This is a genomic window from Aeromonas sp. R2-2, assembly GCF_040908355.1.
Lineage (GTDB): Bacteria > Pseudomonadota > Gammaproteobacteria > Enterobacterales > Aeromonadaceae > Aeromonas > Aeromonas veronii.
Map to the genome: position 1 here is coordinate 136,560 of NZ_JBFODQ010000059.1, position 20,699 is coordinate 157,258.

At 60.9% G+C, this 20,699-nt stretch carries 24 protein-coding genes; 13 read left to right on the forward strand and 11 right to left on the reverse strand.

All coding sequences use genetic code 11. From position 1 onward, the window contains the following. Nucleotides 1–60: 60 nt before the first annotated feature. Nucleotides 61–1,398 (reverse strand): murein DD-endopeptidase MepM, encoded by a 1,338-nt coding sequence (mepM, locus tag AB5Z09_RS11610; protein WP_005354854.1) that lies wholly within the window; start codon nucleotides 1,396–1,398, stop codon nucleotides 61–63. A gap of 260 nt (nucleotides 1,399–1,658) precedes the next feature. Between mepM and AB5Z09_RS11615 the strand changes: the two genes are divergently transcribed. Both AB5Z09_RS11615 and AB5Z09_RS11620 read left to right on the forward strand, forming a co-directional pair. Then, the gene (locus AB5Z09_RS11615) at nucleotides 1,659–2,957 is read left to right on the forward strand and encodes a LapD/MoxY N-terminal periplasmic domain-containing protein (RefSeq protein ID WP_368195346.1); all 1,299 of its coding nucleotides are present in this window, start codon (nucleotides 1,659–1,661) and stop codon (nucleotides 2,955–2,957) included. Beyond that, nucleotides 2,954–3,895, forward strand: coding sequence for a TAXI family TRAP transporter solute-binding subunit (locus AB5Z09_RS11620; protein ID WP_368195347.1), 942 nt, complete (start codon nucleotides 2,954–2,956; stop codon nucleotides 3,893–3,895). The genes AB5Z09_RS11615 and AB5Z09_RS11620 overlap by 4 nt, the downstream gene beginning before the upstream one ends. On the opposite strand, the gene AB5Z09_RS11625 is transcribed toward AB5Z09_RS11620, so the two are convergent. Next, nucleotides 3,890–4,564 carry a transglutaminase-like cysteine peptidase gene (locus tag AB5Z09_RS11625; protein WP_042052461.1) on the reverse strand — a complete coding sequence of 225 codons (675 nt, stop codon included), beginning with the start codon at nucleotides 4,562–4,564 and terminating at the stop codon, nucleotides 3,890–3,892. The genes AB5Z09_RS11620 and AB5Z09_RS11625 overlap by 6 nt on opposite strands. 67 nt (nucleotides 4,565–4,631) lie before the next feature. Then, nucleotides 4,632–5,564, reverse strand: a complete 933-nt coding sequence (gene znuA / locus AB5Z09_RS11630) for a zinc ABC transporter substrate-binding protein ZnuA (protein ID WP_368195348.1) — start codon at nucleotides 5,562–5,564, stop codon at nucleotides 4,632–4,634. 93 nt (nucleotides 5,565–5,657) lie between these two features. Here znuA and znuC point away from each other — a divergent pair, with 93 nt between their 5' ends. Then, complete coding sequence (znuC, locus tag AB5Z09_RS11635; protein ID WP_005354861.1) at nucleotides 5,658–6,434, forward strand: zinc ABC transporter ATP-binding protein ZnuC; 777 nt, start codon at nucleotides 5,658–5,660, stop codon at nucleotides 6,432–6,434. Between the two features lie 21 nt (nucleotides 6,435–6,455). Next, the gene (gene znuB / locus AB5Z09_RS11640) at nucleotides 6,456–7,235 is read left to right on the forward strand and encodes a zinc ABC transporter permease subunit ZnuB (protein WP_033115078.1); all 780 of its coding nucleotides are present in this window, start codon (nucleotides 6,456–6,458) and stop codon (nucleotides 7,233–7,235) included. A gap of 12 nt (nucleotides 7,236–7,247) precedes the next feature. Here znuB and AB5Z09_RS11645 read toward each other — a convergent pair whose 3' ends face one another. Then, complete coding sequence (locus AB5Z09_RS11645; RefSeq protein WP_368195349.1) at nucleotides 7,248–8,138, reverse strand: LysR substrate-binding domain-containing protein; 891 nt, start codon at nucleotides 8,136–8,138, stop codon at nucleotides 7,248–7,250. Between the two features lie 91 nt (nucleotides 8,139–8,229). Between AB5Z09_RS11645 and AB5Z09_RS11650 the strand changes: the two genes are divergently transcribed. Beyond that, nucleotides 8,230–9,087 carry a DMT family transporter gene (locus AB5Z09_RS11650; protein WP_040067030.1) on the forward strand — a complete coding sequence of 286 codons (858 nt, stop codon included), beginning with the start codon at nucleotides 8,230–8,232 and terminating at the stop codon, nucleotides 9,085–9,087. A 4-nt stretch (nucleotides 9,088–9,091) separates the two neighbouring features. Here AB5Z09_RS11650 and AB5Z09_RS11655 read toward each other — a convergent pair whose 3' ends face one another. Continuing rightward, nucleotides 9,092–9,679, reverse strand: coding sequence for a uracil-DNA glycosylase family protein (locus AB5Z09_RS11655; RefSeq protein WP_368195350.1), 588 nt, complete (start codon nucleotides 9,677–9,679; stop codon nucleotides 9,092–9,094). Nucleotides 9,680–9,778: 99 nt separating this feature from the next. Here AB5Z09_RS11655 and rarD point away from each other — a divergent pair, with 99 nt between their 5' ends. Then, nucleotides 9,779–10,669 carry an EamA family transporter RarD gene (rarD, locus tag AB5Z09_RS11660; protein ID WP_368195351.1) on the forward strand — a complete coding sequence of 297 codons (891 nt, stop codon included), beginning with the start codon at nucleotides 9,779–9,781 and terminating at the stop codon, nucleotides 10,667–10,669. Here rarD and AB5Z09_RS11665 read toward each other — a convergent pair. After that, nucleotides 10,651–11,385: an ABC transporter substrate-binding protein gene (locus AB5Z09_RS11665; protein WP_043826077.1), complete on the reverse strand. Its 735-nt coding sequence runs from the start codon at nucleotides 11,383–11,385 to the stop codon at nucleotides 10,651–10,653. The genes rarD and AB5Z09_RS11665 overlap by 19 nt on opposite strands. A 44-nt stretch (nucleotides 11,386–11,429) precedes the next feature. On the opposite strand from AB5Z09_RS11665, the gene AB5Z09_RS11670 reads away from it, so the two are divergent. Continuing rightward, entirely contained in the window at nucleotides 11,430–11,774 is a 345-nt protein-coding gene (locus tag AB5Z09_RS11670; RefSeq protein ID WP_151287443.1) for a GIY-YIG nuclease family protein, read from the forward strand. A gap of 90 nt (nucleotides 11,775–11,864) precedes the next feature. Here the strand turns inward: AB5Z09_RS11670 and pspG are convergent, their stop codons facing one another. The 4 genes from pspG to AB5Z09_RS11690 form a co-directional block, all read right to left on the reverse strand. After that, nucleotides 11,865–12,083, reverse strand: a complete 219-nt coding sequence (gene pspG / locus AB5Z09_RS11675) for an envelope stress response protein PspG (RefSeq protein ID WP_005335871.1) — start codon at nucleotides 12,081–12,083, stop codon at nucleotides 11,865–11,867. Between the two features lie 48 nt (nucleotides 12,084–12,131). Continuing rightward, entirely contained in the window at nucleotides 12,132–12,338 is a 207-nt protein-coding gene (locus AB5Z09_RS11680; RefSeq protein WP_101315781.1) for a PspC domain-containing protein, read from the reverse strand. A 2-nt stretch (nucleotides 12,339–12,340) separates the two neighbouring features. Further along, nucleotides 12,341–13,003 carry a phage shock protein PspA gene (gene pspA, locus AB5Z09_RS11685; RefSeq protein WP_368195352.1) on the reverse strand — a complete coding sequence of 221 codons (663 nt, stop codon included), beginning with the start codon at nucleotides 13,001–13,003 and terminating at the stop codon, nucleotides 12,341–12,343. A 210-nt stretch (nucleotides 13,004–13,213) separates the two neighbouring features. Then, nucleotides 13,214–13,942 (reverse strand): 1-acylglycerol-3-phosphate O-acyltransferase, encoded by a 729-nt coding sequence (locus AB5Z09_RS11690; RefSeq protein WP_005335875.1) that lies wholly within the window; start codon nucleotides 13,940–13,942, stop codon nucleotides 13,214–13,216. Between the two features lie 185 nt (nucleotides 13,943–14,127). Here AB5Z09_RS11690 and AB5Z09_RS11695 point away from each other — a divergent pair, with 185 nt between their 5' ends. From AB5Z09_RS11695 to AB5Z09_RS11710, 4 genes are read left to right on the forward strand one after another with little or no spacing between them, the layout of a single operon-like run. Next, nucleotides 14,128–14,505, forward strand: a complete 378-nt coding sequence (locus AB5Z09_RS11695; protein ID WP_368195353.1) for a hypothetical protein — start codon at nucleotides 14,128–14,130, stop codon at nucleotides 14,503–14,505. A gap of 53 nt (nucleotides 14,506–14,558) precedes the next feature. Further along, nucleotides 14,559–16,601, forward strand: coding sequence for a protein-disulfide reductase DsbD family protein (locus AB5Z09_RS11700; protein ID WP_368195354.1), 2,043 nt, complete (start codon nucleotides 14,559–14,561; stop codon nucleotides 16,599–16,601). 9 nt (nucleotides 16,602–16,610) lie between these two features. Continuing rightward, a complete protein-coding gene (locus AB5Z09_RS11705) occupies nucleotides 16,611–17,354 on the forward strand; it encodes a DsbA family protein (RefSeq protein WP_194495034.1) in 744 nt (247 codons plus the stop codon). A 3-nt stretch (nucleotides 17,355–17,357) separates the two neighbouring features. Continuing rightward, nucleotides 17,358–17,873 (forward strand): protein disulfide oxidoreductase, encoded by a 516-nt coding sequence (locus AB5Z09_RS11710; protein WP_368195355.1) that lies wholly within the window; start codon nucleotides 17,358–17,360, stop codon nucleotides 17,871–17,873. A gap of 76 nt (nucleotides 17,874–17,949) precedes the next feature. Here the strand turns inward: AB5Z09_RS11710 and AB5Z09_RS11715 are convergent, their stop codons facing one another. Continuing rightward, nucleotides 17,950–18,774, reverse strand: a complete 825-nt coding sequence (locus tag AB5Z09_RS11715; RefSeq protein WP_368195356.1) for a LysR family transcriptional regulator — start codon at nucleotides 18,772–18,774, stop codon at nucleotides 17,950–17,952. Between the two features lie 130 nt (nucleotides 18,775–18,904). On the opposite strand from AB5Z09_RS11715, the gene AB5Z09_RS11720 reads away from it, so the two are divergent. Beyond that, nucleotides 18,905–19,783: an NAD(P)-dependent oxidoreductase gene (locus AB5Z09_RS11720; RefSeq protein ID WP_368195357.1), complete on the forward strand. Its 879-nt coding sequence runs from the start codon at nucleotides 18,905–18,907 to the stop codon at nucleotides 19,781–19,783. Beyond that, nucleotides 19,780–20,532 carry an SDR family NAD(P)-dependent oxidoreductase gene (locus AB5Z09_RS11725; protein ID WP_368195358.1) on the forward strand — a complete coding sequence of 251 codons (753 nt, stop codon included), beginning with the start codon at nucleotides 19,780–19,782 and terminating at the stop codon, nucleotides 20,530–20,532. The genes AB5Z09_RS11720 and AB5Z09_RS11725 overlap by 4 nt, the downstream gene beginning before the upstream one ends. The last annotated feature ends 167 nt before the right edge of the window (nucleotides 20,533–20,699 follow it).

Below are 20,699 nucleotides of genomic sequence, written 5' to 3' on the forward strand. Positions count from 1 at the left end.
CATGTAAAAAGGCCCCGCCAATCTGGCGGGGCCTTTCATTTCAGGCGGTGACAACAGGTATCAACCCGCAGCCAGCTCCTTGCGGTAGCTCTTCACCTTGGCAAGGAACTGACGACGCTCCTTGCCGCTGAGCGGTTCAGCCATCGGCAGCTTGGCGGTCATGGCATTGACCGGGCGGTTGTTGATCCGCAGTTCGTAGTGCAGGTGAGCACCGGTTGAGCGACCTGTGTTGCCGGAGAGGCCGATCTTGTCGCCCATCTTCACTCGCTGACCGGTTTTGACCAGCAGCTTGCTCAGGTGCAGATAACGGGTAGAGAGAGTACGGCCATGCTTGATGACGATATAAGTGCCCGCCAGCGGGTGGCTGGTTGCCTTCTGGACGATACCATCGCCGGTCGCCAGCACTGGCGTGCCCACCGGCACTGCGAAGTCGGTGCCCTCGTGAGGACGCACCATACCGGTTACCGGATGTTTGCGCGCTGGGTTGAAATTGGAGCTGATCCGATAGCGGCTATGGGTCGGGTAGCGGCGGAATCCGCGCTCCAGACTGTTGCCCTGACCGTCGTAATAGTTGCCGTCATCGGAGAGCCAGGCCGACACCGTCTTGCCTTGGCTGGTCACTTCCACACCCAGCAGCTGGCTGTTACCAGTGCTCTTGCCTTCCACCGTCTCCTGGCGTACCAGCACTTTGAACTTGTCGCCCTTCTGCAAATCCTTGGCGAAATTCATTCGCCACTGGAACAGGTTGGCAATTTTCTGGATATGGTTGGCTGGAATCCCCGCATTGCGGGCACTGACATAGAAGCTGCCGTTGATCACGCCGTTGTAACGCTGCGGTTGCCACTCGACCTTCTCATTGATCATGGAGGCGGTATAGGCATCGTCGCTGCGCGCCATCACCAGCGTCTGCTTGATGTTCAGGCGGATTTTGAGTTGCTGCAGGATGTTGTCCTGATCGATCAGCAGCTCGATATTCTGGCCCGGCTTGAGGCGCGCCAGATAGTTCTTGTTGTCCGCGTCCAGCACCTTGTAGAGGGTGGTGGTGGAGAGACCGAGATTGTTAAAAATAGCAGTCAGGTTTTCGCCGTTGCGGACCCGGTAATCCTGCCACTGGGGGGTGGTGTCAACCGGGATGTCGTCATCCGGCGCACTCTGATCAACCAGTTCGTGATCGGGAATTTCGTTAAAGTCGGTGTTGTTTTCGTTGGTTGCCGTACCTGCGGTATCAATGGGCAACTCAAGACGCAGCGGCCGCTCGAGGATGTCACCCGGAGCTGGCAATAATGCCACTGCTGACAGGGTCATGGCCGTCAGCATCAGCATGGCGTAAAAGTGTTTGCGGGGAACCGGTGGTTCCCAATTGGCAGCCTGTACCACCAAGGGACGGAGACGTTTCATCCGCTATCCTGTATTTAGATCTAAAGAGTGTGAGTTGCGATGTCAGTTGTGACAAAACCGTATAAAACTGTTTGTTAGACACAAATAGTTACAAATAGTTCATCACAATCTGCATGAACCTCACATTTTATGCATAACCCGCCCGGATGGGCAGAAATGATCGTCTTTTTTAACCATTTTTTCCTATTTTTAAGAACCGGGTCGGATTCGATACTGAATAGAAACCTAAAATGTTGCGATAACTTTTCCATGGAGTGGATATGTCGTTAGCAAAACTGTTAATCAGAATAATTGTCGTCCTGTTCCTGATCGGTGCAGCGCTGCTGTTTGCACTGGAAGTCACGACGGTCCGCCAATCCATCCTCGACCAGATGTCAGCCAACCTGGAAACCGCCATCACCGCTCTCGGGCTGGTGCTGCAAGGAACCCTGCTCAATGACGACAATGTGCTGGCCGAGACCATCGTCAATGCCATGTTTGATGGCGGTTTCGTCAGCTCGGTCACCCTGATCGATCCTGATGGCCAGTTGCTGTTTCAGAAGGCATTCCACTCTACCCAGCAAAATGTCCCCGGCTGGCTTCCCTCGGTTATCGGCATGCCCCCCGTCAAAATTGAGCAAGAGTTGACCGATGGCTGGCGCATGCTGGGCACTCTGACCCTTGAGGGGCATAGCGGCTACGCCTATCAGCATCTGTGGAATGCCATCAGTCGCACCGGTCTGGCGCTGCTGGCGGGCCTCGTCGTATTTACCCTGATCATCTCCCTGGTGTGCCAACGCCTGCTGCAGCCCCTGGAGCAGATCAACCTGCAGCTGATCCGTATCCGCAAACACCAGTTCAACAGCACCCTGCCCACTCCCTGGTTGCAAGACCTCAAAGAAGTGGCACTTTCCATCAACCAATTGGTTTCCGAACGCAAACGGGATCTGCTGCAACAACGACTCAAGATCACCCAGCTGGGAAAACAGCTGCCACTGACGACCCCACAGCCGTTGCAAGGAGTGAGTCCACTGCCGGAAGGTGGGCAACTGCAAAAATTTGTCTCCACACAAGGGGAGATCGCGCTCTATCAGCGTTTCTTGCCCAGTCAGCCCCTCGGTGTCGACAGCGATCTCGCAACCATCCAGAGCGCCCTGCAACAGTGGCAGCACTCTCATATAGAGGGGATCTTGCTGCCCCTCTCCCTGCTCAATCACCCGCAATGGTCCGAGATCGCCCCTCTGCTAAGCCAGGGCCGCGGCAAAACTCTGGATTGGCGCTGGGATGTGGTCACCTTTCCCGCCCACGGCCAAGCCACATTGGCTGCGTTGCAGGAACAGGGGTGTGAGCTCGCCTTCAGCGCCATTCCCCTCAATGCGGATACCTTCAATCAACTTGACCCACTCAATCCCATTTTTATCAGCTGTCAGCTGACCGATGCACCGCTCTACTGGAATCTGCTCTCCCAAACCATGCATGCTGCTGGCTATACCCTACTGGCAGAATCGGGAGAGTGTCGCAACATCGACAAACTGCGGACCTGGGGTATCGATGGTTATGCCAAGGAGGCGCAATCATGAAGAAGCTCGCCATGCTGTTGCCCCTGCTGTGGCAATCCGGCCTGATGGCTGAAACCGTCACTATCACCACCGGGGGTGAGCAGGGGATTTATCACCAGATAACCAAAGAGTTTTGCCGTCTGGCTCATGAGGTCGACGAGCAACTTGCGTGCACACTGCAGAGCTCATCGGGTTCAATAGAAAACCTGACGAGGCTGAAGAGTAGCGAGACCGCCTACGCCATGGTGCAGTCAGACTGGCTGTATCAGGCAAGCAAGGGCTTGGGCCCTTTTGCCACGCAGCCGCAACCTGAGCTGCGCGCCCTGTTTGCCACCCATGCCGAGCCCTTCACCATAGTGATCCGTGCCGATGGCGATATCACTTCACTGGAACAGCTCAAGCTCGCTCCCATCGACATGGGGTTGAAGAGCTCGGGAACCCGCCAGACGGCGCTGGCTCTGTTCAACATCTTGGGAGCGAAAGAGCAGGATCTCGATCTGAAGAGCATGGCCAACCTGCCGGATGCGCTCTGCAGCAAGCAGATCGACGCATTTGCACTGGTGATGGGACACCCTAACCGGATTGTGCTCGACACCGCCAAACGCTGCGCAGTCAGCTTCCTCCCCATCGATGGGGCCACCCGTGATCAGCTACTCAAGGGGGTCAAATATTACCAACGTAGTCAGGTGCCCGCCCGCATCTACCCCGGCAATCTGAAGGCAACTCCCACCTTTGCCATTGCCGCCACCCTGGTCACCAATGCCACCATGCCGGAAGAGTCTGTCTATCGCCTGACCAAGGCCATGCTGACCCAGCAAACCAAGTTCAATGAGCAAACTTATGGCTACGCCAATATGTTTCACAGGGCACGCAATAAAACCGGCCCAGTGCTGAGTATTGAGCAGCATCCGGGCGCAGCGAAATATTTCGATGAGTTGAAGGCGGCGGGCAAGCTATAACTGACGACGAGGAGAGCGCAGTTGCTCGCTGGAGAAACGGGTCTTCATCGATGTCCACTGCGCCAACCGATCGGCACTCCCCGCCAGCGTCCCTTCCCGCCGTGACTTCATGATCCAGATGCTTTTGGCATCGAAACTGTAAACGGGAATGAGGTCGGTACGCTTGCTGCCTGGCAGGATCCGGCTGTTGATGTTGTCGAGCACCAGTGGATCAGCCTTGGGCGTCGGGAAGTAGAGCGTCACCATGTGGAATTGGTTGTAACGCACCGCCTTGACGTAGGCCAGCCGCAGCTTCTTCTCATCCACCCCCAGCTCCATCAGGGTGTAGTACTTGGAGATGCTGTAATCCTCGCAATCCCCACCCCGGGCACCGATGAACTCCAGCGGATTGGCCCAGTAATCCTCATCCCCCCACAGCTTGGGATCCTCGCTGTAGGTGAGATTGTTGAAGTAGTTGTTCACCAGCTCGATCTTCTGCTGGTCGGTTGTACCCGCTCTGGGGGTGAGCAAGCGAGAAAATGCCTCGGCCCGCTGGATGGCCCTGCCACCATACACTTCCTGCAGCTTGGCCCGCAGATCCGGACTGGCAATATATTCGGAAAGACGCGAAGCCTGCACGCTGGCGCAACATAGCGCCAGAGTACAGGCCGGGATCAACAACCATTTCATACCGGACACTCCATGTCAGATGCTGGAGGTCAGTATAGCCCCTCCGGATGAGAGGCTCAGCCGCTGATCAGCGACACTGGGCGAATGCGTCTGCCAGTTGCTGCATGAATTGGGGATAACCATCCGGGCCGAGCGGTACCTGTTCACCCACCTCATCAAGCAACAGCACCTTGGCGCCGGTATTGCGTGCCACCGATTCGATCACAGCCGGTGAGAATTGCGGCTCGGCATAAATGCAGCTCGCCTGCTTCTCTTCCAGTGCCTTGCGAATATCCACCAGGGTCTTGGCGCCAGGGCGACGCTCAGGGCTCACGGTAAAGTGACCTTTTGAACTCATGCCGTAGTGGCGCTCCCAGTAGCCATACGCCTCGTGGAAGACAAAGTACCCCTTCTCATTCACTGCCTTCATCTGGCCGGCAATCACCTTGTCTTTGGCATCCACTTTGGCATCAAATGCCGCGAGGTTGGCGTCATAGCGAGCCTGATTGGCCGGATCCAGCTTGCCCAATTCACTTGCGATCGCCTTGGCAATCACTTTGGCCTGCGTCGGGCCAAGCCAGATATGGGGATCGACCCCTTCGTGATGATGTCCCTCATGCCCTTCATCATGGTCACCGTGCTCGTGGACGGCATGATCGTGATCATCATGGTCATGGGAATCGTGACTATCCTGAGTCGCGTAGTTGAACAGCGGCATCCCCTCAACCTGAGTCAGGGCCAGAGCATGGGGATGGTTGGCCAGCGGCTTGGCCATAAACCCTTCCAGCTCGGGGCCAACCCACACCACCAGATCGGCACTGTTGATGCTGCGAATATCGGACGGACGCAGGGAGAAATCGTGGGGAGAGGCACCGGTCGGCAGCAATACCTTGGGCTCGCTCACCCCGTCAGTGATCGCCGCGGCAATGAAGCCAAGGGGCTTGATGGTGGTCAGTACCTCCATGGCACGAACAGGCAAACTCACCGCCAGCAGGGCAGTGAAAAGCGCAATAATTCTCATTGGTGAATCTCGTCAGGGGGTGAGTATGTGATAATATAACAGCCGCTTTTTGTTATATTATAACTCTCACTGGCTGTAAACCCCGGAGTTGTCATGAGCCAACTGGTAGAGCTAAAAGAGGTCTCTCTCTCGTTTGATGGACGCTCTGTGCTCGACAAGGTCTCCTTTACCCTCAATAAAGGCAAAATCACCACGCTAGTCGGCCCCAACGGGGCGGGCAAGAGCACTCTGAGCAAGCTGGTGCTGGGCCTGCTCACCCCGGATTCAGGCAAGATCACCCGCAGCCGCGATCTGAGAGTCGGCTATGTACCGCAGCGCCTCTACCTGGATCCCACCTTGCCGCTGACGGTGCGCCGCTTCTTGCAACTGGGCAAAAACAGCCGCCTCTCCATCGAGGAAGCACTGGCCCGGGTAGGCGCAGAGGGATTGCTGGAAAACCGGATGCAAAAACTCTCCGGTGGCGAGATGCAGCGGGTACTGCTGGCTCGCGCCCTGCTGGTCAAGCCCGAGCTGCTGGTGCTGGATGAGCCGGTGCAAGGGGTTGATATCACCGGCCAGATCGAGCTCTACGCCCTCATCGGCCAGCTCGCCGCCGAGTTCAATTGCGCCGTGCTGATGGTCTCCCACGACCTGCATCTGGTGATGGCCAGTACCCACGAGGTGATCTGCCTCAATCGCCACGTCTGCTGTCATGGCGAGCCGGAAAGCGTGGCGCGCCACCCCGAATTTGCCCGCCTGTTCGGGCGACCGGAGCAGGAGGTGCTGGCGGTCTATACCCACCATCACCACTGCGACGGCGAACACCATCATCATGAACCGCAGGCCCCCGTCATCCGCCTGCCCTCTCGCAACAACGCTCACAGCAAATAGCGCAAGCAACAGGACATTCAAGTGGACAGCTTTCTGTTATACGCCCTCGCAGCCGGTCTCGGCATCGCCCTGCTGGCCGGCCCCCTCGGCAGCTTCGTGGTATGGCGCAAGATGGCCTATTTTGGCGACACCCTCTCCCATGCCTGTCTGTTCGGCATCGCGCTGGGCATCCTGCTGCAGGTGGATCTCACCCTGGCGGTGGTGGTCTGCTGCCTCGCCATGGCGATGCTGCTGGTGATCATGAGTCGCAACCAGCAGGTGGCAACTGATACCCTGCTCGGCATTCTGGCCCACAGCGCCCTGTCGCTCGGTTTGGTTACCTTGAGTTTTATGGATAACGTGCGGGTGGATCTGATGGCCTACCTGTTTGGCGACCTGCTCTCGGTACAACCGATGGATCTGCTCTGGATCTACGGCGGTGGTGCGCTGGTGCTGCTCACCCTGTGGCGACTGTGGGATCCCCTGCTCTCCATGACCATCTCGGAAGAGCTGGCACGGGTCGAGGGGATCCGGGTCGATGTGCTGCGCTGCGTATTGATGCTGCTGATTGGGCTGGTGATCGCCGTGGCGATGAAGTTTGTCGGGGCGCTGATCATCACCTCCCTGCTGATCATTCCCGCCGCCACCGCCCGCCGCTTTAGCCAGACGCCGGAGCAGATGGCTGGCTTTGCCGCGCTGATCGGCTGCCTCGCCGTGCTCGGCGGACTGACCCTCTCTTGGTATCAGGATACCCCGGCGGGCCCGTCAGTGGTGGTCTGCGCCACCAGCCTGTTTGTGCTGAGCCAGTTCAAAAAAGCCTGATAACCCGAGCCATTACAGCGGCATGCTCTGGCGTGTCTCCATCATCAGCCACTGGCGTAACCGGTTGATGGCGGGCTCATGGGCCCGTGAGCGTTTGCAGGTAAAGTAGAAGGCATCCCCCGTCTCCAGCTGGTGTACCGGCAAGGCCACCAGCTGGGGATCATCGGGCCGCAGCATGTAGTCATTCACGAACGCCACTCCCTGATCCCAAGCCGCCGCCTCCATCGCCAGCAACACATGGCTGAAGTGGTGCATCCGCGCCTCGTCTGGGATCACCAAACCACCCGCCTTGGCCCAGCGCTGCCAATCCTCCCCCCGCGCCTTGTAGATGGATTGCACCGATAGCAGCGGCAGTTGCCAGATGGCATCTGGCCACTCCCCCTCCACTTGCTGCAACAAGCGGCGGCTGCAGACCGGAAAGAGCCGCTCCTGATAGATAAGGTCGTGGCAGTAGCCCCGCCCGTGGGGTGAGACTGTGATAAAACAGTCGGCCACCCGATCGGAGAGCTCGGGGTCTTCCGCCACCATCTCCAGACTCAAATCAAGCTCGGGGTAGAGCTGGCGCAATCCGGCCAGGCGGGGGATCAGCCACTTCACCGCAAAGGAGCTGTAGACTGCGAGCCGGACTCGCATCTCGCCACCACCACGCAGCTGTTCGCTGCTTTGGGCAATCTGGCTGAGCCCGGCGGCAATCCCTTCGAAATAACTCTCCCCCTGGGTTGTCAGCGAGAGCAGACGCCCCTGACGCAGCAGCAAGCGCTCACCCAGAAAATCTTCCAGCAGGCGGATCTGGTGGCTGACCGCACTCTGGCTGACGTTCAGTTCAAGGGCGGCGCGGGAGAAGCTGAGCAAGCGGGCCACCACCTCGAAATATTGCACCGCTCGCAGGGGAGGAAGCTTCATTATCTAAATATCTCATGAGTGGTCATTTTTTATCATTTTACTGGATATCAACCGGCACGCTACCCTCCGCTCATCTGAAGTGGGAGGTGGTATGAATGCAGTAGGGATCGGCATCCTTTATCTGGTGCTGGGCAATATGGTGGCGGTCTTTTCCGATGCGCTGGTCAAGGTGCTGGAGCCGGATCAGCCCATCTTCCAGTTTGTCTTTTTCCGCCAGCTCTCGGCCGCCATTTTGCTGATGCCCTGGCTGCTCTGGTCATGGCGCCGCAATCCACCGGTGGCCATCAAGTGGCACCTGCTGCGGGCCCATATCTGGGCGGTCGGCGTCTGCCTGATGGTAGTGGCCCTCACCCGCTTGCCGCTCGCCACTGCCAATGCCCTCTTCTATGCCGCCCCCCTGATGATGGTGCCGCTGGCGGTGTGGATGGCAGGAGAAGCGATCTCGCGCCAGAAGGTGCTGACCGCAGTCATCGGATTTATCGGGGTACTGATCGTGCTGCGCCCGACTGAAGTGAACTGGGCCGCACTGGCGGCGCTCGGGGTGGCGCTGTCGATGGCGCTCAACAATCTGCTGATCAAGCGGATCCCGCTCAAGCAGCCCATCGCCCAGACCCTGTTTTTCACCAACGTGCTGAGCATGCCCTTCATTCTGGCGCTGGCATTATGGGAAGGGGGCGACTGGCAGTGGCAGATGTGGTGGCCCGCCTTCGGCTCCTCGGCGCTGATCATGGTCTATGCGGGATTGTGCGTGGTGGCCTATCGCAAGGCGGAGGCGAGCAAGATCGCCTCGGCGGAGTACACCGGTCTGCTGATGGCGGTGGCCATCGGGGTGTGGCTGTTTGACGAGCAGCCCGGTCTGCCGCTGCTGCTGGGCTGTATCTGCATCGTCCTGCCGCTCATCGCCATGGCCCGCAGCAAACCAAAACCGCTGGCTGAACCGGCGGTTTAAGCGCTCAGGGTCGTTCCAGCAAAGGGGCGACCCTTTGCTGCAGATCGGGGACGATCTCCTGCTCGAACCAGGGATTTTTCCTGAGCCAGAGGGTATTGCGCGGGGAGGGGTGCGGCAGCGGCAGCCAGCCGGGGCCATAGTCGGCCCAGCTGCGCACCGTGTCGGTGAGTGACCCTTTGGCTGCCCCCCGCAGATAGTAGGCTTGTGAATATTGGCCGATCAGCAGGGTCAGTTCGATATTGGGCAACAGCATCAATACCTTGTCATGCCAGGTGGGCGCACATACGGGGCGCGGTGGCAGATCGCCGGATTTTCCCCTGCCGGGATAGCAGAGCCCCATCGGCATGATGGCGATGCGGGATTGGTCGTAAAAGGTGGCCTTATCGACACCAAGCCACTGGCGCAGCCGGTCACCGGAGGGGTCATCCCACGGGATACCGCTGGCATGCACCCGGGTGCCGGGCGCCTGACCGATGATCAGCAGGCGGGCACTCTCGGCCCCGCGGATCACTGGACGAGGCCCCAGCGGCAGATGAGCCTCACACAGACGGCAGGCCCTGATTTGCTCAAACAACTTATCGATTCGCTGCATGACGTTGATAGTACCAGCATTTCCCTGTTTTCCCTCTTGTGGAAACAGGGCGCGCCCCCTACTATCGCCATGGGCGTTTAATTTAATAAACGGACAATAATGAAAAACTGGCTAGGTACCGGCACCGCAACCCTCTCCTTCATCCTGTGGGGGATGCTGCCGCTCTATTATCAATTCATGCCCGAGGTTAACATGTGGGAGCTCATCTCCCACCGCGTGATCTGGTCGGTTGTCCTGCTTGGCGGCCTGTTTCTGCTGCTTGGCCACAAGGTGCCCTGGGCGCGGCTGCGCAGCGAGCCGCGCCAGCTCGGCCTCATTCTGCTGGCGGGCCCCGTCATGTCCATCAGTTGGTGCATGTTCACCTGGTGCCTCACTACCGGGCAGGTGCTGACCACCAGCCTCGCCTTCTTTATGACCCCGCTGTTCAATATCGTATTCGCCGTCATCTTCCTCAAAGAGCGGCTCACCCCGCAAAAGCATCTGGCGGTCGCCCTGGCGCTGGCGGGGCTCGCCTACATGCTCTTCTGCTACGGCCAGCTCCCCTGGTTCTCCCTCATCATGGGGGCCAACTTCGCCTGCTACGGCCTTATCAAGAAGAAGATCCACTACGACACCGGCACCAGCCTCTATCTGGAAGCCATGGTACAACTGCCCGTCGCGCTGATCATCATCGGCACGCTGGCATGGCACGGGGAAGGGGCATTCGTGAATGGGGATCTGGCCGACAAGCTGCTGCTGATGGGCAGTGCCCCCGCCACCCTGCTGCCGGTGGGGCTGTTCTGCTACGCAGTGGCGAGAACCCGGATGAGCACGGTGGGGTTGCTGCAATATATCGAGCCCAGCCTCGCTTTCCTGCTCGCCATCTACTGGTTTGGTGAGGCGCCGGACCCCATCAAGGCGGTCGGTTTCGCCTTCGTCTGGGCAGGTCTGCTGGTGAGCCTGTTACCGCTGCACCGGCTCAAGCGCCGCCCTCAGGGCGTGCCGCGATAGGACTCCAGCACCTTGTGCCAACGGGGATCCCTGTCCATCTGCTCGGCGATGTCGTTGAGGGTGGCATGCAGCTCGGGACGGGATTTGGGCAGCAGGATATGGCGGGTATAGCTGGATTGGGGGAAGGGTGAGATAAACAGCTTGCCCTGATAGTGCTGTGCGTCGATGAAAAAGCCCAGCGATGAACCACTCACCAGCGTCACATCGATGCGGCCGCGCACCAGCAGCTCAAGATTGGTTTTCACCTTCTTGGCATCCTGACGCACCAGCTCCCCGCGGCCAGCTGCATCATCGATCCCCTGATAGCGGTAGCCCTCCACCCCGCCAAACACCAACCCCTTGAGGGAGTCTGGCCCGCGATAGGTGACCGGTTTGTCGATGTTCGAGACCAGCTCGTTGGTGTCGCGCATCACCGGAAAGGTCCAGAGATAGCGCTCGCGATGAGGATCCCCCACCCAGGCGGGATTGACCCAGACCACCAGACCATCGAAGTCGGGATCCGCCATCTCCAGCGCCAGCCGGGCGCGATTGACCAGCCAAAGCTCGATTCTGGGTTCACCCCCCAGCTTTTCATTGAGATACTTGACCAGCTCGCGGCTCAGCCCTGCATCCACTCCGGTGTTGAAGGGGGGATGCTGATGGTAATCGTAGAGACGGATCGTCTCCCCCAGAGCCGGGACCGACAACAGTAACCACAACCAAAACCAGACTCTCATCGCACCTCCTTGAGCTGCCTCTGAGTTTGGCACAGAGAATTTGAATGAGAGAACCCGCGACCACCACACCGGCACAGCAACCATCCGCCCCTTCCCGCTGGTCTGTCTATATGGTGCGCACCGCCACCGGCCTGCTCTATACCGGGATCAGCACGGATCCGCTGCGCCGCCTGCGCCAGCACCAGAGTGGCAAGGGCGCTCGCGCCCTGCGCGGCAAGGGGCCACTGACGCTGGCGTGGCAACAGGAAGTCGGCGAGAAGGGGGCAGCCCTGCGCATCGAATATCGCCTCAAGCAGCAGCCGAAATCCTTCAAGGAGCAGCTGATCCACAGCCCGGCACTCTGGCAGAGCTGGAGCCCCCAGTGGTTACCCGCAGCCACCCAGCCTTGAGGACGACAGGCAAAAAAAGGCCACTCGATGAGTGGCCGGAAAGGGGAAATCAGGGAGCATCACACAACGTCTTGCACAACCTCAGGCGGGTTAGAGGTAGGTATTGGAACGCTTGCTGCGGTTACTGATCAGCCAGCAAACCGCCAGCACCAGCAACAACCAGGGGGCCAGCTTGATGATCAGAGCAAGCATGCCGCCCAGAGCCCCAAGCAGCACGAACAAGCCGCTCACCAGCAACATGGCTACCAGGGTAAAACCGGTCAGTGCCATGACCAGCAGCACCACCAGCAAGATGAAAAATTCCAGCATAACTTGCTCCTTATCAGTACCTTGTCTGCCGGCTGATCAACCCTTCGGTCAATCCAGCCAGCGCTTCAATTCATAACGGGGCGGCATCACCAGCACCGCCAGCAGATAGACGGCCAGTGCCAGCGGCGGCATCAGGATCAGGGCGAGCAGTGCCACCACCCGCACCGTGACTCTGGAGACCCCCAACCGCCTGGCAATACCGGCGCAGACCCCGGTCAGCTTGCGATGCACCAGATCCTTGGGCCAGGGGCTCATGATTACACCTCCGCCTTCTGGCCTTTGAGGCGAGCCAGCTCGCGCTCGATCTCGTCATTGAGCTCCAGCTCGCGGAACTGGGCCTCCAGCGAGGGATTCTGCCCCAGAGTGGCCGCCTCCAGCTGGGCTTCCAGCTGATCGACCCGGCCCTGAAAACCGTCAAAGCGCGCCATCAGCTCATGCATCCGCTGGTTGTCCACATGAGCGCGGGCACGAATGCGGCTGTGGGCCGTCTGCTCGCGCAGGGTCAGCAGTTTCTGCTTCTCGCGAGCCTCGCTCAGCTTGGCCGCCAGCCGCTCGCTGTCGGCGGTGAGCTGGGCCAGCACCTCGGCCACTCGGACCTTATCCTGCTCCAGCTGTTCACATTTTTTGACCTCCGCCAGCTTCTCGGTGAGGGCGGCGCGGGCCAGATCCTCACGTCCCTTCTGGATGGCGAGCTCGGCCTTGGCCGACCACTCCAGGATCTGCGCCTGCAACGCCTGCTGGTGACGCTCCAGCTGTTTCTGTTCGGCAATCACGCGGGCGGCCTGGGTACGCATCTCGACCTGCACCTGCTCCATCTCTTCGATCATCAGGCGCAGCATCTTCTCCGGCTCTTCACTCTTGTCGAGCAGGCTGTGCAGGTTGGCATTTATCACGTCGGTCAGGCGGCTGAATACGCTCATGGTCTGGCTCCTTGTTGATGGGATGGCTATCTCTTCCCATAGCATTACAAGAGCCGTGCCAAGAAAAATTATTGTTGTTTTACATATAGATGGGAATTTACTGAGGAAATTCAAGAAGGGCTTGTTGGTGAGAATAGCCAACCTGGTGGTGATTTTTACCAACAAAAAAGGGAGCCTGTGGCTCCCTTGTCGATTCGTCTGCGATATCCGTCAGGCGGCGTGGCTGTGGCCCAGCTTGCTGTCCAGTTCGGTCAGCTTGGCCTCCATCCGGGCGCGGCAGGTATCGGAGAGATCGCGAATGCCGCTGGCACCGTGCTCCTTGCTACAGACCGGGGCCATCACTTCCACCAGCACTTCGCCGTTGTCCCAGCGATTGAGGTCGACCTGACCGAAGTAGCTGGAGCAGACGATGGGCACCACGGGCACTTCAGCCTGTACCGCAGTGTGGAAAGCACCCGCCTTGAACGGCAGCAGGCCACGCCCTTGGGAGCGGGTCCCTTCCGGGAACATCCAGATGGAGGTGCCGCGATTCTTGATGCGATCCACCACCTGACCTATGGTGCCGATGGCACGGGAGCGGTTGGAGCGGTCGATCAGCACGTTGCCGGAGAGCCAGAAGATAAGGCCGAACAGCGGCAACCAGAGCAGGCTCTTTTTGCCTACCGCCACCACGCCGGGCTGCACCGCACCGGTCACGGTGAAGATGTCGAAGTTGCTCTGGTGGTTGCAGACGTAGACCGCCGGGCCGACCGATTTGACCTCGTCGGCCACCGTCACCTTGACTCGCAGCCCGATCAGCGGGCAGACCGCGTGATACATGCGGGCGAAGACATAGACGTTGTTGGGATGGCGCGGACGAACCAGACAGAGCAGCAGGCCAAACAGGAACCAGAAAATGAGCAGCAGACCAAGCAGCAGCACACGGGCAATTTTGAGCATCGAACACCTCGAGTTTTAACTCGGCGCAGTATACTGATCCCCCTTTTAGCGAACAAGCGTTCGCCAAACAGAACCGACCACCCTCCCCGTCGCGCCACCCACAGTACTGCTCATCAATACGCCGCCGACTTGCCCCACCCGCCATTGGTCGTTAGGATGGCCCCATCTTGATGGACGGGGCGAACATGATTTTGCAACAACGGGTAGCGAAACATCTCCTGCTGCTGGTCTGCCTGCTGGTGCTCAATTGTGCGGCCCAGCCGCTGGCCCGGCTTGCCCTGCTCGATCACGCCCTCAGCTGTCAGGCACTGCCCGTTCCAGGCTCGGCAACGGATCAAGAGGATGCCAAACCGGCCAGCCCGCAACCCACCAGCTGCCAGCTCAACGGCAAGTGGCTAAGTGCCGCCACCCTGCTCTGCGTCGAACAGCTCTTCTTTGCCGTGGCGGTGCTGATCGCCCTGCTGGCCCCCCTTTGGCGCTACACACCGCCACTGCCCCCTCCCAGAGGCATCTCGCCACCCGAGCGGCGTCTGCACCTCACCCTGTGCGTCTGGCGGGAATGAGTTCGGCTGCGTTCTTTCGTTAGCTGTCACTCAATTTTTGCGAGACCAAAAAGATGTCGAATCTCTTCAAGGCAGCCCTGCTACTGGGCGGTCTGCTGTGGCAATCCATGGGATTGGCCAGCGACACGGGCTGGCTCACCAGTCCACAGAATGATCACGCCCGGGTACGGCTGCAGGCCGACCGCAGCACGGCAGATCAGACCCGCATCCTGCTCGATGTCGAGCTGGAGTCAGGCTGGAAAACCTACTGGCACAGTCCGGGAGAAGGGGGCATTGCCCCCCAGATCCTGTGGGACGAGCCGGTCGGAGACTTTCAGTGGCGCTGGCCGGTGCCACGTCACTTCGAGGTAGCCGGGCTCAGCACCCAGGGTTATCAGGGGGACGTGACCTTCCCCCTCAGCCTCAACTACCCAACTGGGCAACCGCTCAAGGGGACTCTGCGCCTCTCCACCTGCAGCAATGTCTGCATCCTGACCGACTTTCCCTTCACCCTCACGGTGGATGGGCAGGCCCCAGCCGACTTCGATTTTGCCTGGGCGAAGGCGATGAGTACCCTGCCCCAGCCGCTGCCTGCCGAGACCCGGATCGAGCTCGGTTATCAGCACAACCAGCTGCAACTGCGCGCCGAGCGGGCAGAGGGCTGGCAATCACCAGCGCTCTTTATCGACGCTCTGGAGGGGGCCGAGTTTGGCAAACCGGCGCTTGAGGTCGAGGGCAACACCCTGATCGCCCGGGTGCCGGTGAGCGATGGCTGGCAGGGGGATGCGCCGGATCTGCGCGGCCAATCCCTCGGCCTGCTGCTCACCAGCGGCGAACAGGCGTGGCAGGGCAAGGGGACGATCGGCGCGCCACTCGCACTGCCCAACCAGAGCCATTCGCTGTTCTGGTTGCTGGGAGCAGCGCTGCTCGGCGGCTTCATCCTCAACCTGATGCCCTGCGTGCTGCCGGTGCTGGCGCTCAAGCTGGGCTCTGTGTTGCAACATCAGGAGCGTGAACAGGGAGTGGTGCGCAAGCAGTTCCTCGCCGCCAGCGCCGGGATCATCGCCTCCTTCTGGGTGCTGGCGGCCATGAGCAGTATGCTGCGCGCCACGCAAGGGGCCGTCGGCTGGGGCATCCAGTTCCAGAGCGCCGGTTTTATCGGCTTGATGGTGCTGGTCACCATGCTGTTTTGCGCCAACCTGTTGGGGCTGTTCGAGATCCGCCTGCCCAGCGCCCTCAGCACCCGCCTCGCCAACAGCGGCGGCAACGGCCTCGGCGGTCACTTCCTGCAGGGGAGCTTCGCCACTCTGCTGGCGACCCCCTGCTCGGCCCCCTTCCTCGGTACCGCGGTGGCCTTTGCGCTGGCGGCGCCACTCGGCCAGCTCTGGCTGATCTTCACCGCGCTCGGAATTGGCATGAGCCTGCCCTGGCTGCTGGTGGCGGCCCTGCCACGGCTCGCCCTTTGGTTGCCGAAACCGGGGCGCTGGATGAACCATCTGCGCATCCTGCTCGGCCTGATGATGCTGGGCTCCAGCCTCTGGCTCACCAGCCTGCTCGACAACCATCTCGGCACTTATGCCACCAGCTGGCTGATGGTTGCCATGCTGCTGGCGCTGCTGGCTGGCATCATCTGGCGTTACGGCATGCGCGGCTTCACGCTGGCGATCGCCCTCGCCGCCCTGATTGGCAGCCCCCTGCTGCTGAGCGGCGCCTTTAGCGCGCAGGGCTCGGCCAGCGTTGACAAGGTGGTCTGGCAGCCGCTCTCCGAACGCGCCATCACAGATGCGCTGGCCCAGAACAAGCGGGTCTTTATCGATGTCACCGCCGACTGGTGCGTCACCTGCAAGGCCAACAAATACAACGTGTTGCTGCGCGATGAGGTGCAACAGGCCCTCTCTGCCCCCGATGTGGTGGCCCTGCGCGGCGACTGGAGCAAACCGAACGACACCATCGCCACCTTCCTGCGTAAGCGGGGCGCGGCGGCCGTCCCCTTCAACCAGATTTACGGCCCGGAGTTGCCGCAGGGGGTCACGCTGTCACCCCTGCTCGACAAGGACGAGCTGCTGACCACATTGCACAAGGCTGGCCTGCTTCAGGCTGGCACCACCCGATTTTAAGGAGCAACCATGAAACCGACTCTGAGTACCCTGACCCTGCTGGCCTCCCTTTCTGCAGCCCTGCTGGCTCCGACCCTGCACGCTGCCCCCTTCACCCCGGAGCAGGAGGCGCGCATCAAGGAGCTGATCCGCGAGACCCTGATCGCCAATCCCAAGATCCTCGATGAGGCCGCCGAATCCTGGGAGAAACAGAACGCGGCAGCCCAGGAGGCGCAGCTTGGCAACTTCATCAAGGGCAACAAGGATGTGCTGTTCAACAGCGCCACCAGCCCGCGTCTGGGAGCCAAAAACCCCAAGCTGACGCTGGTGCTGTTCACCGACTACAACTGCCCCTACTGCAAGCAGTTCGATCCCCAGCTGACCAAACTGCTCAAGGCCTATCCGGACGATCTGGGGCTGGTGATCAAGCTGCTGCCGTTCAAGGGGCAGACCTCCGCCAAGGCGGCCCAATACAGCCTGACCCTGTGGCAGCAAGATCCCGCCCGCTTCCTCACCCTGCACGACAAGCTGATGAGCAAGCAGGGGATGCTGACCGAGGCGGACATCAACAAGGCGCTGGCCGCCACCGGCAACACCGCGCTCAAACCGGCCGCCAAGGCGACCGAAGAGCTGCGCAACAGCCTGCGCATCGGCACCATCCTCGGGGTACAGGGCACACCGGCGACGCTTATCGGCAACCAGCTGGTGCCGGGCGCCATCCCCTATGAGGAGCTGGAGCAGCTGGTGAAGGCCGAACTGGCCAAGCAGGGGTAAGGGATGACTACCAACCCTCAACCCCGCTGGTGCCGCTGGGGCAAGGAGGCGCTCTGGCTGCTGCTGATGGCGCTGATCATCTCGACCCTGCTGGATCTGTGGCGCACCCCAACCCTGCCAGAGGGGGCGATGAGCGCCCCCGTCACCCTGCAGGATGGCACCAGTACGGATCTCGCCACCCTGAGTCAGGGCAAGCCGCTGCTGGTCTACTACTGGGCCAGCTGGTGCGGTGTCTGCCGTTTCACCACCCCGGCGGTACAGCAGCTCTGGCAAGAGGGGGAACACGTGCTGACGGTGGCGCTGCGCTCCGGCAATTCGGAGCAGTTAGCCAAGGGGATGAGCAAGAAGAGGCTCACCTTCCCGACCCACAACGACGAGTCGGGAGCTCTGGCCGCCCAGTGGCAGGTAGGGGTCACCCCGACGTTCCTCGTTATCAAGGATGGGACGCTTGTGAGCAGCACCACCGGCTGGAGCTCGAAGTGGGGCTTGCAGCTGCGGCTCTGGTGGGCATCGCTCTAGCCACGCAACAACATTGCCTTCAACAGGGCCATCCCACCGGATGGCCCTTTTTTATGCAGACATTTTTATGCCGACATCAGGCGGGGAGCTGCATCCCGCGCACCTGCTCCAGCAGGGCCGCCACCGCTGCCGAGCGCAACGCATCCGGGGCGTAGCAGAGCCCCACCCGCCGCTTGAAGGAAGAGGCCGCCAGCTCGGCGACTGTACAGCCGGGCGGACAAAGCGAACGGGGCAACCAGGCGATCCCCGCCCCGGCGGCCACCATAGTCGCCGCCAGTCGCAGCGACCCCGCCCTCCGTGGATAGAGCGGCGCCTGATTGCCGAGAATGGCGATCAGCCGCAGGTGGGAGTCGTGGCGCGGGCAGGTGACCCAGGGCTCGTTCGCCAGCGCTGCCGGGGTGAGCGTCCCCTTGCCCGCCAGCGGGTGATCCGGCGGCAGCACCAGCACGAACTCCTCCTCCAGCAGGGGGATAAAGAGCTCGTCGCCACAACGCAGGGATTCACACCCCAGCCGCACATCGCCACAACAGCCCTCCTCCAGGGTCAGCAGGATCTCCTCGTGGGCGAGCGCCCCTTGCACCAGCGCCCCCACCACGCCATCATCCAGATCAGCCTCAATTCCCACCGTCAGCTCGAGGCAGGGGGAGGTTTCACGAAACTCGCGGGCGAGGGAGTCGGTGTCGGCGATCAACCGCTTGGCGCGGGGATAGAGCCGGTGCGCCGCTTCGGTTCCCTCCACCCCGCGCGCCTGCCGCACAAACAGGGTCACCCCCAGCTCATCCTCCAGCGTCTTGATGGTGGTGGAGAGGGTGGGCTGGGTAATGAAAAGACGGGTGGCCGCCGCCGTGATGTTGCGCTCCTCGAAGACAGCCACAAACGCACGCAGGGTTCGCACATCCATAGAATTCACCTATACCAGACAGTCATAAAAGCCATTTTTCACGGCGACACGGGGCAAATATAGTGGCTCACCTGTCACAAGGCATCCCAATTTTCTATATCAGCGTCTATCAACACAGCCAGGAGCCATCATGCGCCATCTCTCTGTCATCGGCCTCGGGGCCATGGGCTCCGCCCTCGCCACCACCCTGCTCAAGGCGGGCCATCCGGTCACCGTCTGGAATCGCAGCGCCGCCAAGGCGGCCCCGCTGCAAGCGCTGGGTGCGACACTCGCCCCCTCGGTTGGCGCGGCCATCGCCGCAAGCGATATCACCCTTGTCTGCGTCGATAACTACGCCGTCAGCCAACAGTTGCTGGACGAGGCGAGCGATGCGGTGGCGGGCAAGCTGCTGGTGCAGCTCTCCACCGGCAGTCCGCAGGGGGCCAGAGCGCTGGAGAGCTGGAGCCACACCCGCGGCGCCCGTTATCTCGATGGCGCCATCCTCTGCTTCCCGGATCAGATCGGCACCAGAGATGCCAGCATCATCTGCTCCGGTGCCAACACCGCCTTTAGCGACGCCGAGCCGGTGCTGCGCCTGCTCGCCCCCACCCTCGACCATGTGGCCGAGGCGGTGGGCGCCGCCGCGGCGCAAGATTGTGCCGTCGCCGCCTACTTTGCCGGTGGTCTGCTCGGTGCTCTGCACGGCGCGCTGATCTGCGAGGCGGAAGGGTTGCCGGTAGCCAAGGTGTGCGCCCAGTTCAGCGAGCTCTCCCCCATTCTCGGTGGCGATGTGGCCTATCTTGGCAAGACGCTGGCGAGCGGCGATTTCGATCACCCCTACGCCAGCCTGAAAACCTGGAGCGCCGCCATCAGCCGCCTCGCCGGTCATGCCACCGATGCCGGGATCGACAGCCGCTTCCCGCGCTTTGCCGCCGATCTGTTTGAGGAAGGAGTGGCGCAAGGATTTGGTCAGCAGGAGGTCTCGGCTCTCATCAAGGTGCTGCGGGCGCGCAATGGAGCAGCACAATGAACGAGCAGACCAACCAACCCCAAATTGCACTGGTCACCGGCGCCGCTGGCGGGATTGGCCGCCAGCTCTGCATCGGGCTGGCCGAGGCAGGTTATCGGGTGATCGCCACCGATCTGGCTCCTCACGCTTTCGACCATCCCGAAATCCACTTTTACCCGCTCGACTTGCGCGATGAGCAGGCCATCGTGGGGCTCTTTGCCGAGGTGCACGCGCAGCACGGCGGCATCCACTTGCTGATCAACAACGGCGCCATCAGCAAGTTCCACACCCGCTTCGAGGAGCTGAGCGCAGCCCAGTTCGATCAGGTGATGACGGTCAATGTGCGCGGCGCCATGCTCTGCGCCCGCGCCTTTGTGCAGGCCAACCGCGAGCTGCCTTATGGCCGTATCATCAATATTGCCTCCACCCGCTGGCAGCAGAACGAACCGGGTTGGGATGCCTACGGCGCCTCCAAGGGGGCACTGGTCGCCCTCACCCAGTCCCTCGCCAACTCGCTGGCCGACTACCCCATCACGGTCAATGCTATCAGTCCGGGCTGGATCCAGGCGGAGGATTACCACACCCTGACCGAGGCGGATCATCGCCAGCACCCGAGTGGCCGGGTCGGTCGCCCCGACGACATCACCCGCGCCTGCCTCTTTCTGGCCGATCCTCGCAACGACTTTATCAACGGTGCCAATCTGGTGGTCGATGGCGGGATGAGCAAGAAGATGATCTACCACACCTCCGCCTCCTTCTGGGAGGAGTAACCTCTGCGGCTGCAGCCCGATTTGCGCTGCCGCCGCCATCTCACCCCACACTCGCCACTGACCATTTTTTCATCGCCTTCCCGTGCCCGCCCCTTGCACTGGCCAGACCGACTGGCAACAATAGACGCTCAACTGACACCTCTTCATCTCGCCCGTTAATTGATCGC

Excerpts from the sequence above, each read along its gene's own strand:
- mepM (WP_005354854.1), bottom strand. The coding sequence starts at position 1,398 with ATGAAACGTCTCCGTCCCTTGGTGGTACAGGCTGCCAATTGGGAACCA.
- AB5Z09_RS11615 (WP_368195346.1), top strand. The coding sequence starts at position 1,659 with ATGTCGTTAGCAAAACTGTTAATCAGAATAATTGTCGTCCTGTTCCTG.
- AB5Z09_RS11620 (WP_368195347.1), top strand. The coding sequence starts at position 2,954 with ATGAAGAAGCTCGCCATGCTGTTGCCCCTGCTGTGGCAATCCGGCCTG.
- AB5Z09_RS11625 (WP_042052461.1), bottom strand. The coding sequence starts at position 4,564 with ATGAAATGGTTGTTGATCCCGGCCTGTACTCTGGCGCTATGTTGCGCC.
- znuA (WP_368195348.1), bottom strand. The coding sequence starts at position 5,564 with ATGAGAATTATTGCGCTTTTCACTGCCCTGCTGGCGGTGAGTTTGCCT.
- znuC (WP_005354861.1), top strand. The coding sequence starts at position 5,658 with ATGAGCCAACTGGTAGAGCTAAAAGAGGTCTCTCTCTCGTTTGATGGA.
- AB5Z09_RS11645 (WP_368195349.1), bottom strand. The coding sequence starts at position 8,138 with ATGAAGCTTCCTCCCCTGCGAGCGGTGCAATATTTCGAGGTGGTGGCC.
- AB5Z09_RS11650 (WP_040067030.1), top strand. The coding sequence starts at position 8,230 with ATGAATGCAGTAGGGATCGGCATCCTTTATCTGGTGCTGGGCAATATG.
- AB5Z09_RS11655 (WP_368195350.1), bottom strand. The coding sequence starts at position 9,679 with ATGCAGCGAATCGATAAGTTGTTTGAGCAAATCAGGGCCTGCCGTCTG.
- rarD (WP_368195351.1), top strand. The coding sequence starts at position 9,779 with ATGAAAAACTGGCTAGGTACCGGCACCGCAACCCTCTCCTTCATCCTG.
- AB5Z09_RS11665 (WP_043826077.1), bottom strand. The coding sequence starts at position 11,385 with ATGAGAGTCTGGTTTTGGTTGTGGTTACTGTTGTCGGTCCCGGCTCTG.
- AB5Z09_RS11670 (WP_151287443.1), top strand. The coding sequence starts at position 11,430 with ATGAGAGAACCCGCGACCACCACACCGGCACAGCAACCATCCGCCCCT.
- pspG (WP_005335871.1), bottom strand. The coding sequence starts at position 12,083 with ATGCTGGAATTTTTCATCTTGCTGGTGGTGCTGCTGGTCATGGCACTG.
- AB5Z09_RS11680 (WP_101315781.1), bottom strand. The coding sequence starts at position 12,338 with ATGAGCCCCTGGCCCAAGGATCTGGTGCATCGCAAGCTGACCGGGGTC.
- pspA (WP_368195352.1), bottom strand. The coding sequence starts at position 13,003 with ATGAGCGTATTCAGCCGCCTGACCGACGTGATAAATGCCAACCTGCAC.
- AB5Z09_RS11690 (WP_005335875.1), bottom strand. The coding sequence starts at position 13,942 with ATGCTCAAAATTGCCCGTGTGCTGCTGCTTGGTCTGCTGCTCATTTTC.
- AB5Z09_RS11695 (WP_368195353.1), top strand. The coding sequence starts at position 14,128 with ATGATTTTGCAACAACGGGTAGCGAAACATCTCCTGCTGCTGGTCTGC.
- AB5Z09_RS11700 (WP_368195354.1), top strand. The coding sequence starts at position 14,559 with ATGTCGAATCTCTTCAAGGCAGCCCTGCTACTGGGCGGTCTGCTGTGG.
- AB5Z09_RS11705 (WP_194495034.1), top strand. The coding sequence starts at position 16,611 with ATGAAACCGACTCTGAGTACCCTGACCCTGCTGGCCTCCCTTTCTGCA.
- AB5Z09_RS11710 (WP_368195355.1), top strand. The coding sequence starts at position 17,358 with ATGACTACCAACCCTCAACCCCGCTGGTGCCGCTGGGGCAAGGAGGCG.
- AB5Z09_RS11715 (WP_368195356.1), bottom strand. The coding sequence starts at position 18,774 with ATGGATGTGCGAACCCTGCGTGCGTTTGTGGCTGTCTTCGAGGAGCGC.
- AB5Z09_RS11720 (WP_368195357.1), top strand. The coding sequence starts at position 18,905 with ATGCGCCATCTCTCTGTCATCGGCCTCGGGGCCATGGGCTCCGCCCTC.
- AB5Z09_RS11725 (WP_368195358.1), top strand. The coding sequence starts at position 19,780 with ATGAACGAGCAGACCAACCAACCCCAAATTGCACTGGTCACCGGCGCC.